This window comes from Maribacter arcticus (assembly GCF_900167935.1).
Taxonomy (GTDB): Bacteria; Bacteroidota; Bacteroidia; order Flavobacteriales; family Flavobacteriaceae; genus Maribacter; species Maribacter arcticus.
In genome coordinates this window covers 172,291-185,013 of the sequence record NZ_FUYL01000001.1, presented here as the reverse complement: position 1 = coordinate 185,013, position 12,723 = coordinate 172,291, and the positions used below count along the sequence as shown (strand labels likewise).

Annotated in this window: 8 protein-coding genes; 4 read left to right on the top strand and 4 right to left on the bottom strand. The window is 35.7% G+C overall.

From position 1 onward, the window contains the following. Position 1 precedes the first annotated feature (1 nt). The 3 genes from B5X55_RS00850 to B5X55_RS00840 all read right to left on the bottom strand — a co-directional run bounded on the left by B5X55_RS00850 (position 2) and on the right by B5X55_RS00840 (position 6,025). Entirely contained in the window at positions 2–1,102 is a 1,101-nt protein-coding gene (locus tag B5X55_RS00850) for an OmpA family protein (RefSeq protein ID WP_079510505.1), read from the bottom strand. A 121-nt stretch (positions 1,103–1,223) separates the two neighbouring features. Then, positions 1,224–2,978, bottom strand: coding sequence for a TonB-dependent receptor (locus B5X55_RS00845; protein WP_079511069.1), 1,755 nt, complete (start codon positions 2,976–2,978; stop codon positions 1,224–1,226). A gap of 29 nt (positions 2,979–3,007) precedes the next feature. After that, positions 3,008–6,025 carry a tetratricopeptide repeat protein gene (locus B5X55_RS00840; RefSeq protein ID WP_079510504.1) on the bottom strand — a complete coding sequence of 1,006 codons (3,018 nt, stop codon included), beginning with the start codon at positions 6,023–6,025 and terminating at the stop codon, positions 3,008–3,010. A 155-nt stretch (positions 6,026–6,180) separates the two neighbouring features. Between B5X55_RS00840 and B5X55_RS00835 the strand changes: the two genes are divergently transcribed. From B5X55_RS00835 to B5X55_RS00820, 4 genes are all read left to right on the top strand, one after another. Then, the gene (locus tag B5X55_RS00835) at positions 6,181–6,864 is read left to right on the top strand and encodes a cell division ATP-binding protein FtsE (RefSeq protein ID WP_079511068.1); all 684 of its coding nucleotides are present in this window, start codon (positions 6,181–6,183) and stop codon (positions 6,862–6,864) included. 55 nt (positions 6,865–6,919) lie between these two features. Beyond that, entirely contained in the window at positions 6,920–7,840 is a 921-nt protein-coding gene (locus B5X55_RS00830; RefSeq protein ID WP_079510503.1) for a hypothetical protein, read from the top strand. Between the two features lie 17 nt (positions 7,841–7,857). Then, complete coding sequence (locus B5X55_RS00825; protein ID WP_079510502.1) at positions 7,858–8,670, top strand: amidohydrolase family protein; 813 nt, start codon at positions 7,858–7,860, stop codon at positions 8,668–8,670. A gap of 110 nt (positions 8,671–8,780) precedes the next feature. Then, complete coding sequence (locus tag B5X55_RS00820; RefSeq protein WP_079510501.1) at positions 8,781–11,408, top strand: MGH1-like glycoside hydrolase domain-containing protein; 2,628 nt, start codon at positions 8,781–8,783, stop codon at positions 11,406–11,408. Between the two features lie 7 nt (positions 11,409–11,415). Here the strand turns inward: B5X55_RS00820 and nhaD are convergent, their stop codons facing one another. After that, positions 11,416–12,720 carry a sodium:proton antiporter NhaD gene (nhaD, locus tag B5X55_RS00815; RefSeq protein WP_079510500.1) on the bottom strand — a complete coding sequence of 435 codons (1,305 nt, stop codon included), beginning with the start codon at positions 12,718–12,720 and terminating at the stop codon, positions 11,416–11,418. Between the last annotated feature and the right edge of the window lie 3 nt (positions 12,721–12,723).

Genomic DNA, 12,723 nt, shown 5'->3' with positions numbered 1-12,723 from the left:
TTTACTTTAATAACACAAATTCTACACGCCGGTTGAGTAATCTTCCGGCGTCTGTAGTATTATCAGCTATCGGTTTTACACTACCCAAGCCAACGTATTCTATTCTACTTTTATCAATCCCATTGTTGATTAAAAAATGGGCAACTTCTTCAGCTCGTTTCAGGGATAAAATTTTATTAAATGTATTCGACCCAATATTATCGGTATGCCCGGTAATAGCTATTTTCAGCTTAGAATGTTTTTTCATATAAGCTACTAATAAGTTCAATTCCCGTTGATGTGAATTTCTAGGAATACTTCGGTTAAAATCGAAATGAACATCTCTAAAGACATGCACGCTATCTATTTTAAAGTTATTTTGATTTTCCACGGTCAATTTCGCGTCTTCCGAATCTGATTTATATACTGACACCATATCTAAGTAATAGTAAGACCCTTTGGTGATTTTTCTTTTGGTCTGAAATTTTTGAGTGCGTTTGTTATTCTTAAAATTCCCGATAATCAAATAATTCTCTGTACCGTTTGCCACAAACTCTTGTGTAAGTTTTATCCATTCTATTTCGTCAGAATAAAACTTTGAATATTTAATTTCTAGCTGATTTGAAGTATCACCTTTTAATTTAGAAAAATGCATGCTCGATAACACTTTCCTAGTTTCTACCTGTACTGGAAACTCCGTAAATCTAATTCCGAATTCCTTTACCGCAAAATCTGAACGTTCTGCCAAACTCACATAAAAAGAAATCGAGTAGTGTTCACCTTTTTTCAATGTTGAAATTAAGGCTGCTTGTAAATACTCTCGGTAGTCGTTTGGGGCATACATATACAAACCCACATACCCTTCTCCGAAATCTGCAGGTTGCTGCCCATTAAAATTTTTGGGGGTTCCCATGGCCTCACTACATCCATTAAAATAATCTGTAGAACCCAAGGTGGGCATTTTCCAATCTTCAACATCTTGTTCTAGATTACCTAATTTAACGGGACAATTGATGAAGTTTTCAAAACTTGGGTTTAATACCAAATTTTGAGAATAACCGAAATAAGGCACACAAAAAAGCAGCAAAAAAATCATTCCTACATGTAAGTCTCGTAACTGCATACACTATGAATCGTTCTCTAAAGTACTGAAAACCTATAAAATCATAACCATATGCAAAAAAAGCCCCTCTAGATTACAAGAGGGGCTATTAAGTAGTCGAACATTTTAGATGAACGTATTCCTAAAAATCAAACTTATATGTTGCTCCTCCTAAAACCTGAATCCCTTGTACCTGAAAATTGGTCCAACGTTGATATTCGTTATTGGAAAGGTTTGCACCTTTTATAAAAAAGGAAAGTTGATCGTTAAATCTGTAACCTACATGTGCGTTGGCATCAAAATAACCTTCTAAAGTTATAGGTGTATCGATACCAGGTTGTGGATTAGCGGACCCGGAAGTTAATTCGCTTGAAAAATCATCTCTTTCACCAACATAAAATAAGTTTGCTCCCATAAACCATTTTTCACCGATTTGATAATCCATAAATAATGATGCTTTCAAATTAGGTAGGTTCCAAGCTGGGTTACCTGTTTCGGTATTATAATCATAAACTTCTGCATTAACACCTAAGGTAAAGTTTCTATTCACATCAACATTTAATTCTCCAAAGATGCCTAAGGTCTTTATATCGTCATAAAATACTTGAAACGAATTGCCTAAGAAATAACCGTTGTCATTACTCCTTGAATTTTCCTGAGGATTTAATCTAAAAAGTGGTTTTCTATTTTCTGCAGCATAAGATCCTTTTAAGTTATAGCTCAAATTTGGCAATAATTGACCTTTAAATCCCACATAAGCATTATACTGACTATCGGTTGGCGCAATAGTTAAAGTAGGAGATACAAACGGATTCGCCTCAACAAAATCATAATATGAATTTTGCTTTAATTCACCAGTTACACCACCATAAGCAATTACAGATTCATCTAATAATCTATAAGATGCTGTCACTGCTGGATAGATATAAAAGTTACTTTCGCTGTTTTCCAAATCCATGCCATACACCAAATTCACCCCAAGATTTAATGATAAGTCATCTCGAAGCATCTTTAAGGACGGATTGATACCTGCCTGTAAATTGCTATAATTAATCGGTGCCGAATTTATTGTTGGGTTATAACCATCATTTGCAAAAGTGCCGCCTACATAATCGACCTTGACCTTTACGGCAAAAGCTTCTTCGTTCATCGGAAATTCAAATCCGGTATTAAATATGGCTCTGTTTTCCCCAGAACTTAGCGCATCAAAAAATCTACGATACTTAATATCCGCTCTTTTAAAGAAGGCATCCTCTACATTAATATGCGTACTAGCCTCACCCATAAAATAATTTTGACGTTCGTCAATACCATTCAATTCTATATCACTAAACTCCCCTTCAGGAATTCCGTACCAATTGTATAATTGATGTTGAAGTCCGATAGCTGCCCCCCAATCTAAGTCACGATCACGTTTTGCGTACGAAGCGTCTAAATTTGTATCGTAAAATGTATTGTTCAATTCTACTCCTTTAATACCACCTCTTGAGGATAAATGATTAAAACCTACATCAAAATTTTCGTCTCTATTAATAGTTCTACTCGTGTAAAATTCACCTAAAACATTACCATAATTACCTGCTCCGAAAGAGGCATAGGAATTAAAGAGTTGTGGTGGCGGTAATTTTTCTACTTTAGAAGCCGTTCCTTTTGATGGTGTAAATGTCGATGCTACAGGTACAGAGAAAATACTATAGGTAATCGGCTTTTTTTGAAGAACGATAGAATCGTTCAAATTAGGAACTGACTTTATTTTAAAGGCATCTGAAACTGTAGGCGTATACGCTTTTGTAACCGTCACTGTTTCTGTGCCTAAATCTTTTTCATCGTCTTGGGCAACACCGATGTGCAGGCCAAGAGCCAAAAAAATAAGCGTAACTATATGTTTATTGTACATAGGTGTTCTTTTACTGGTGTACATGATGTTTAATTAGGATTAACCGATGAATTACTTTGAGCTTCTTTTGATTTGATGATGGCTAACTCTGCCCTTGCCTCAGCAACAATTTCTGGATACTGACTAAAATTGGTAATCACACTTTCTAAAATGTAAGTAGCCTGATAAGCATCATCTAGTGCATAATAGTTTTTCGCCATTAAGACCAAACCTTTACCACCCCATTCCTTGTAAGTAGCATAATCTTTTGCCAGTTTCTGAACGGCCACATTCGAGTTTTCAAAAGCACCATCTTTATGCTCAAAATAGGCATCATAGTATAACGCTTCTGCAGCGGTAGCACCCGAAGCAATTTTCAATACTTCGGCATAAGCAGATTTTGCCTTTGCTTCATTGTTCGTTGCAATTGCTGACCTAGCGATCATAATATGTGCATCACTCTTAATACGGTTATCGATATTTGAAGTTGCCAATACCTTATCAGCATATTCTAATGTCTTAGCATAATTACGTTGGCCGTAATACCCTTTCATTAAATTAGAGCGTGCAAAGGTTCTGTTCTGTTGAATATTCGCTTGACTTTCCAATTTCAATAAATAAGGCAATGCAGTTTCGTAATCGTCATTACCGATATACACTTCACAAACCCTTGTCAATGCCTGTTCAGCATATTCACTTGTACTTCTATCGGCAACATATTTGTAATAGGGTAAAGCCGATTCTTTTTCTCCTTTTCCGAAGTACAATTGTGCCAAACTAAAATTAGCATCAACTGCATGAAGACCATTTGGAAATTGCTGAATGTAATTTTTATACGCTCGTATTGCAGGCTCAACATTACCTTCTAGGTTTTGTTTTTGAGCAGCATCATAACTTGCATTATCTAATTCAGTATCGGTCACCTCAACAAAATCAAGACCACGAACCCAGTCTGCATATTCGTTTACTTGCCCTAAATCAACATAAACCAATTTTGCCGTAGCAACAGCTTGTATCGCTTCTTGAGTTTTTGGATAATCACGTACAACAGTTTTAAACTTCACTAAAGCAGCTTCGTTTCTATTGGCATTGTAATTAACCAAACCTTGTCTCATTAAAGCTTGTGGTACCAAAGAACTTCCTTTGTATTCGTTAATTAAACGATCGTAAGCTTCCAATCCTTTATTCTCTTGACCTTGTGATATGTAGGTGTTCCCTAATTCAAAAAGCGCATCATCTTTAAAGCTTGATCTAGGATACTGACTTACAAAAGATTCTAAGTTTTCAATTTTACTGACACTTCTATCCACATAACCATAACTCATTGCTTTTTGGTACGATGCATAGTCTTTCTCTGGTCCCGTTAAGTCTAACGCTTTGTTATACGTTTCTATCGCAGGCCAATATTTACTGGTAGCATAATAGCTATCTCCTAATCGTAAAAAACCATCGTGTAATTTCTCTACCTCAGCGTTACCGTTACTTGTGAATGAATTAAAGTAAGTAATGGCATCTGAATATTTTTTCTGTTTGAAGTACGCATACGCTAAACTATAATCTATGTCAGCATACATTTCTGTATTCTTTGCTGACGGATTATTTTTAAAATCAGCATAACCTTTTACTGCATCATCAAACCGATTTGACAAATAATCTGCTTCTGCTTTCCAATAATTGGCTCTTGCTTTGAACAGTATATCTTCTGCACTCGACAACGACTTAGCAAAATTATCTGAAGCAGCATTATAATCAACTTCCATAAAAAGTTCGATACCTCTGTAGTATGCTACTTTTTGGTAGACTGATTTACTAGCATAGTTTTTATTTTCTTCAAGCAATTTCATCGCTCCGGCAAAGTTCTTTGAAGTAATGTATGAATCGACCAACAAGGTTTGCATTTCTTCTTGGTGTTCATCGTTAGGGTAAGTTTTTAAATAATTGGTAATCACCTGTGGTACGGGCTCATAAGCGTTACCCACTTCATAACTCAATCTTGCATAATTTAAAAATGCGTCTTTTTGAATCTCCGCACTATACTCCATTTGAGAAGCATTTCTAAAAGCGTTAAGAGCTTCCTGCTTTTTATCCAACTTTAAATAACATTCCGCTAAATGGTAATACGCATTCTGTGCGACGCTATTAGTACCACCGATAATTTTATTAAATTGAGCAATCGCATTTGCATAATCGCCTCCTTTGTAATAGGCATATCCTAGGTAATAGTAATCGGTATTACTCCACTTACCACCTTTACCGTTATATTCTTTCAAATACGGAACCGCATTCTCATATTGTTTAAGATTAAAATAACTCTCGCCAATCACCTTATTCAATTCAGAAACTTCTTTTCTGTCAGATTTTGGTAACTGTTTTTTCGCCAAAGCAATCGCCTCTTCGAATTTACCAAGCTTAAAATTCATATCTGCCTGGTAGTAGCTTAATTTTTCCTCTAAAACATCTTGATCCGTAATTTGGTCAAAACGTTGGTTGGCAGCTTCGTAATCATCTTCTTGGTACGAAATATAGCCTAAGTAATACTTGGCTTGTGAACCGTAAACAGGTGAAGTAGTGACCTTTTCTAGATATTTTTCAGCTTCTTTCGTTTTACGGGATGAGAACAAAGAGTAGCCATAATTGAAATTAAACTTATCCATCTCACCACGAGACAATGACTTCTGGTCTACCTTATCATACCACTTTAGGGCATAAGGATATTTACCGGTTTGAAAATAATATTCTGCCACATCGGCAAAGGCAGAATTACGTTTTGTTGAGGTAGGATATTTTTCAACAAAATCTTCCATTAAACGATCCGCACCAATTTGGTTTAACCGCACAGCTGCGTTAGCCGCATAATATGCGCTATTGGCAGCGGTCTCCTCATCTTTTGTAGTCACTTTGACCTTATCAAAAATGGTCTGTGCCGCTTGATATTGTTCGTTGTTGTAAAGCGCTAGGGCGTCTTGAAATGCTTTTTGTTCGTGGGTATAAATCTTAGACTCTTGGGCAGTGGTCAAAGCGACCAAACCGAATACCATTGGAATAAAAGCGGTGATTTTTTTAAGCATAGTGTTCTGTTACTATTTAGAAATACCGTTATAACATGTCATAACGGCAAAAATTGTTCCTAAGTATGTGCAATACCATTGCAAAAGAAAAGATTTTGAAAAAGGGTTCTCTATTATCAATAGGAACTTATTACTTTTATATCAACATTAGCGCTATGAAAGAGATTGTTTTAGAACTTAAGGATGCCTCAATATTTCAAAAAGAGAGTTTGGTTTTGAGCGAAGTGAGTTTAAAAATCGAAAAAGGGGAATTTGTATACCTTATTGGTAAGACGGGAAGCGGTAAAAGTAGCTTCATGAAAACCCTTTATGGCGATTTACCCTTACAAAAAGGTGAAGGTCATATTGTTAAGTTCAACCTAAAGACGTTAAAAGAGAACGAAATACCCTTTCTTAGACGGAAATTAGGTATTGTTTTTCAGGATTTTAAACTGCTCCCAGACCGAAATATCAACCAAAATATGTTATTTGTTTTGAAGGCTACCGGATGGACCGACAAGGCGAAAATGGATACCCAAGTATTGACTGTTCTTGAAAAGGTAGGCATGAAAACCAAGGGGTTTAAATTTCCTCATGAGCTTTCTGGTGGAGAGCAGCAACGTATAGCCATAGCGCGTGCACTTTTAAACGACCCAGAATTGATTATAGCCGATGAACCTACCGGAAACCTAGACCCACAAACCAGTGTAGAGGTAATGAAGGTATTACAGGAAATCAATAAAGCAGGCCGCACTATTCTTATGGCTACCCACGATTATGCCTTGATTCTTAAATACCCAGCTAAAACTATTAAATGCGATGCTAATAAAGTGTTTGAGGTAGTGCAAAGGGCGGTTTAGCATAGTTCACGTATTTTACAGTTATCAGTTTCACCTTCATACCTAATATTTATAATTGAGTTCTGCCGGACACATAATTGACGCAATAAATCGAATTAAACAGAATAGAGCATTAAAAGCGTCTAAACGTCAAAAATTTAAAGGAAGCAATAGAGACACTATTTATTCAGGGGCAGACCAAACTCAAAAGGCAGTATTCAAAAAAGTTCCCAAAGAACAAGCTCAAGCCGTTATAAATAAAATAAGACACGAGTTTAAAATAAAAAGGAAGAGAGACATTATTTATTTAACGACTTTCACCCTAATTATTGCCTCAATAATAATTAAGCTTAACATTTCTGAAAATAATACCCTTAAAAACGAAAATGCCGTTAAATTTTTTGAAACGAAACCGATACAATGGAATGGAAATATTTCTGAACCATTAAAAATCAAAAACACCAATTACTACTATATACCAATACTTCATGGAATTTCTGGCGAGTTAGACGAGCATGGCTTTTATAAAATAAAACGAAATAATATGGTAGGTGAACGAACTCGCAACATTTTATTTATGGATAAAGAATGTACCGTAATTGGAAAATTGCTAAATAAAGATGGTTTAATATATAACATGGAAGTTATACCATCAAAAGATAATAATTTACCCAAAAATATTTTCTACATTTTATATGAAGAAGATTCAAATAAGGATGAAATGATTGATACCAAAGATAATTATGCTTATTATATTTCAGATGTTAACGGTGAAAATTTACTGAAAATCACAGATGAACCCCTTGTTTCAATTAACTTGAGAGAGGGAAATCTTATTCTTGAATACTACAAAAACGAAAATTCAAAAGAAATTTCAACGGAAAATCCAAAATATGAATATTACAAGACTGAAAATCCAAACGATAATATTTATGGTATCTACAATTTAGAGACCAATGAACTAAAATTCACCAATCAACTTGACTCCATTAATTGAACACTAATTAACAACAAATGATCATAGACGTTCACACACACATCAATAATTACCACGAAGACAGAGTAGTTTCTTTAAACGAAAGTTTAGACAAGCTTTCTGAGAACATGGTAGCCAATAATATCGATTATTCATTGGTATTAACATCTTATAAGGTCAATGAACATAGGCCGAGTACGAAACAAGTCGTAGAAGCAATAAAAGGGTATAACAACTTGGGTGTAGTTTCTGGTGTTAGTTATTTGCATTATAACCATAGAGATGTTCGAGAAATAAGTGAATACCTTGAAAATGGGTTTATAAAAGGGTTAAAATTCTATCCTGGTTACGAGCCTTTTTATCCGAATGATATTCGGTTTAAATTGATGTATGAAATGGCGATTGAATACGACGTACCTGTTATGTTTCATTCTGGTGACACCTATGCGCCAACCGGTAAAATAAAATACTCACACCCTATTCATATCGATGATTTAGCGGTCGATTATCCTGAGTTAAAAATTGTAATCTGCCATGTAGGTAACCCGTGGATTAAAGATTGTATGGAGGTCGTTTACAAAAACAAAAACGTATATGCCGATATCTCTGGCTTAGTACTTGGTGATTTCTCCGATAAGTTTGAGCGTTATATGAAAAAGGAAATCGAGGAAATGATTACCTACGCTGGTGACCCAAAATACCTATTATACGGTACAGATTGGCCTATTTCAAATATGAAATCTTACTTAAAATTCATGAATCAATTAGATTTAGCTGATGAAAAGAAAGAACTGATTCTTTGGAAAAATGCAGCAGCACTCTTCAAAATTGACATTAACAATCTTAAGTAGTTGGTGGTCAAATGAAAAAACATAAACGAAAAGCCTATTTTCAACATTATTAAAGAAAGCGCTAAACGAACAGCATAAAACGTATCTCGTAAAGTCAAATTAAACTTCCCATGAAAAACCCCGAAAAAGAACGGCTAGCCCAACACCAAAGTGAAGAAAAAGATTGGCTAAAATGGGGCCCATATTTAAGTGAGCGCCAATGGGGAACGGTTCGTGAAGATTATAGTGCTGGTGGTGATGCTTGGAACTATTTTCCGCATGACCACGCCAGAAGTCGCGCTTTTCGTTGGGGTGAAGATGGTATTGCTGGTATTAGCGACCGCTATTGTAATATGTGCTTTAGCATTGCATTATGGAACGGACAAGATGATATCTTAAAAGAGCGACTATTTGGTTTAACTGGTCCGCAAGGCAATCATGGGGAAGATGTAAAGGAACTTTATTATTACTTAGAGAATACACCCTCGCATTCGTACATGAAGTATTTGTATAAGTATTCTCAAAAAAAATACCCATACGATCAACTGATTGAGGAAAACAAAAAACGCTCTCGAGAAGATTTAGAATTTGAGTTATTTGATACTGGTATTTTTGATAACAACACCTATTTCGATGTCAGTACAGAATACGCAAAAGGTGATGAAACCGATATACTTATTCAAATTACCATTACCAATAGAAACAGTCAGCCTGCACCAATAACGTTGTTACCGCAAATGGTTATGCGTAATCATTGGTCATTTAAAGAAATGACGGTAAAACCGGTGATAGCAACGGTGAAAAAAGGCAAAAATACTTCGGTATTTATTGACCACCCATATGTTGGTAAGTACAACTTTTATTTTCAGGCGGCAGACAAATTATTGTTCACTGAAAACGAAACGAATAGAGAAAAGGTCTACAGAGAAATAAATCAACATCCGTTTAAAAAGGACCTGTTTCATACAGCAGTTTGTACTAATGATTTTGAATTGGCAACCAAAAATAATTCAGGTACCAAGTTTGCACCACTCTATCAACAAATTTTAAAAGGTGGGGAATCAAAAACGTTTCAATTACGTTTAACAGAAGAAAACCTGAACGAGCCCTTTGCTGATTTTGATAGTATTTTCAAGAAAATAAAAAAAGAGTGCGCACAATTCTATGATGACATTGCACCGAAGGCCACAGAAGACAGAAAGGCTATTTTAAAGCAAGCATTCGCAGGATTATTATGGACCAAACAATACTATAATTACGAGGTTGAAAAGTGGCTAAATGGCGATTATAAAACCACCCCACCACCAAAAGAACGAAAAGATGGCCGTAACAGCCATTGGAAAACATTACGTAATCACGATATACTCTCAATGCCAGACGCTTGGGAATATCCTTGGTATGCTGCATGGGATTCCGCTTTTCATTGCGTATCGTTCGCCTCTATAGATCCAGACTTTGCCAAAGAGCAGTTATTGTTATTCACCAAAGAATGGTACATGTCGCCCAATGGACAAATACCTGCATACGAATGGAATTTTAGTGATGTGAATCCGCCAGTACAGGCATGGTCGACATTACAGATTTACAAAACCGACAAAGCAAAAACGGGCGAAGGAGACATCAAATTCTTGAAGCGAATGTTCAATAAACTATCGTTAAATTTTAATTGGTGGGTAAACCGATTGGACAGAAATGATAACAACGTTTTTCAAGGTGGATTTCTAGGATTAGATAATATCGGAGTCTTTGACCGGAGTCATGGTATACCCGGAAACGGATTTCTAGACCAAGTAGATGGTACCGCTTGGATGGCAATGTATAGTTTAAACATGCTAGAAATGAGTTTGCGTATCGCCGAACATGATGATTCGTTTGAAGATATGGCAACTAAATATTTCGGACATTTCGTCTTTATCGCAGAAGCTTTGAACAAAATGGATACTGACAAAGCCAATACTTGGGATGATGAAGAAGGATTCTTTTATGACCGTTTAATTTTACCTGACGGACAGTCGACCACCATAAAAGTACGCTCTATTGCCGGTATGTTATCACTGGCTGCAGTACTTACCATTAAGAAAAGTGTGTTGGATAAATTTCCAAAATTCAAGGCCAGTATTCTTTGGTTTCAAAAATACCGTTCCGATAATTTAAAATATGAGGTCATTCAACAATTTAAGGATGGTGATGATTTACTATTATCATTGGTGCCTAAAGACCGAATGCAAAAACTAGTGACGTCACTTTTAGATGAAAAAGAATTTTTGAGCGAATATGGTATTCGTTCTCTTTCTAAAATTCACCATAAACCCTACCAGATTCATATAGATGGAATAGAATATTCTATCGATTACGAACCTGCAGAATCTACAGTTTCTCTTTTCGGAGGTAACTCTAATTGGCGTGGTCCTATTTGGATGCCAATGAACTACCTTTTCATACAAGCATTACGCGAATATCAAACCTATAGTGGCAATGATTTTCTATTTGAATACCCAACAGGCAGCACCAAATTATTAAACTTAAAACAAGTTAGTGATGCATTAAGTAATCGATTAATAAAAATGTTCGAAAAGGATGCTGAAGGCAACCGACCTATCAATAAGAACTACGAGAAATTCTACCAAGACCCAAACTTTAAAGATTTGGTGTTGTTTTATGAATATTTCCACGGAGAAAATGGTAGAGGCTTGGGAGCATCTCATCAAACGGGCTGGACAGCATTAATTGCTAATCTTATCGAGGAATTAGAAAATTAATAAATCACTAGTTTACCAACATAAAGGTCAAAATTCCCGCAGCATATCCTATTATTGCCAAAAAGGAGATATTCTTCAAATACCACATAAAGTCAATTTTAAGGATACCCATAATGGCAACACCTGCAGCCGAACCAATAATAAGAATACTACCACCTGTACCTGCGCAGAAAGCTAGTAATTCCCAGAAATCAGAATCTGGCGGATAGGTATCCAAACTATACATACCCATTGTACCTGCAACTAAAGGCACGTTATCAACAATAGATGACAACACTCCAATAATAGCATTAACGGCATAAATACTATCGAAATTAGCATCTAACAAACGTGACATATCCGCTAAGTGCCCAGCAGATTGCAAAGCACCAACTGCTACTAGTATACCTAGAAAAAATAGGATGCTGGGTGTATCAATTCTACGTAACACACTAGAAATTGCTAAAGTTTTCTTTTCTTCTAAAGTTTTGTTTCGGTGAATAATTTCAGTTATGATCCAGACAATACTAAGCCCTAGAAGTATACCCATAAAAGGTGGCAAATGCGTAATTGTTTTGAAAATAGGCACAAAAAGTAACGCACCAATACCTATAGCAAATACAAGATTTTTTTCAAATTTACTTATTTCAAAACCATGTGATTCTAAATTATGCTTTTCAGTGGTTTTGGTAATGTGTCCTTTAAAACGAAACGATACTATCGCTAACGGCACCAGTAAACAAACTAAACTCGGTAAGAAAATTTCTTTGATGATATGCATGGCGGTTATTTGACCACCAATCCACAACATAATGGTAGTAACATCACCAATTGGGGACCAAGCGCCACCCGCATTTGCTGCAATAATCAATAATCCGGCAAACATCCACAAATCCTTTTTCTCATGAATAAGTTTACGAAGCAAGGCAGACATAACAATTGCTGTTGTCAAGTTATCTAATGCAGCAGATAAAAAGAAGGTAAGCAAACAAAGAATCCATAATAACTTAACTCGATTTGTAGTAGTTATTTTATCTGTGATAACTGAAAAACCTTCATGAGCATCAATTATCTCTACAATGGTCATGGCACCTAACAGAAAGAATAGAATTTCAGATATCTCACCTAAATTCTCCCGTAAACTTTCGGTTACGAAGTGAATCGATTCGTCCCCTGGTATATTAGAGAGAAATGCATCTCTACCAAAAATAAAAACCACCCAACAAAGCGTACCTGTGAATAGGGCCGTAGCAGCCTTATCAATTTTTACAGTATGCTCAAGAGCAATAAATAAATATCCAACAATAAATACAGCAAGTAAAGTTAAATACATAAG

What these genes read in the sequence shown, in the direction of transcription:
- B5X55_RS00825 (WP_079510502.1), top strand. Translation starts at nt 7,858, where the DNA reads ATGATCATAGACGTTCACACACACATCAATAATTACCACGAAGACAGA.
- B5X55_RS00840 (WP_079510504.1), bottom strand. Translation starts at nt 6,025, where the DNA reads ATGCTTAAAAAAATCACCGCTTTTATTCCAATGGTATTCGGTTTGGTC.
- B5X55_RS00845 (WP_079511069.1), bottom strand. Translation starts at nt 2,978, where the DNA reads ATGTACAATAAACATATAGTTACGCTTATTTTTTTGGCTCTTGGCCTG.
- nhaD (WP_079510500.1), bottom strand. Translation starts at nt 12,720, where the DNA reads ATGTATTTAACTTTACTTGCTGTATTTATTGTTGGATATTTATTTATT.
- B5X55_RS00835 (WP_079511068.1), top strand. Translation starts at nt 6,181, where the DNA reads ATGAAAGAGATTGTTTTAGAACTTAAGGATGCCTCAATATTTCAAAAA.
- B5X55_RS00820 (WP_079510501.1), top strand. Translation starts at nt 8,781, where the DNA reads ATGAAAAACCCCGAAAAAGAACGGCTAGCCCAACACCAAAGTGAAGAA.
- B5X55_RS00850 (WP_079510505.1), bottom strand. Translation starts at nt 1,102, where the DNA reads ATGCAGTTACGAGACTTACATGTAGGAATGATTTTTTTGCTGCTTTTT.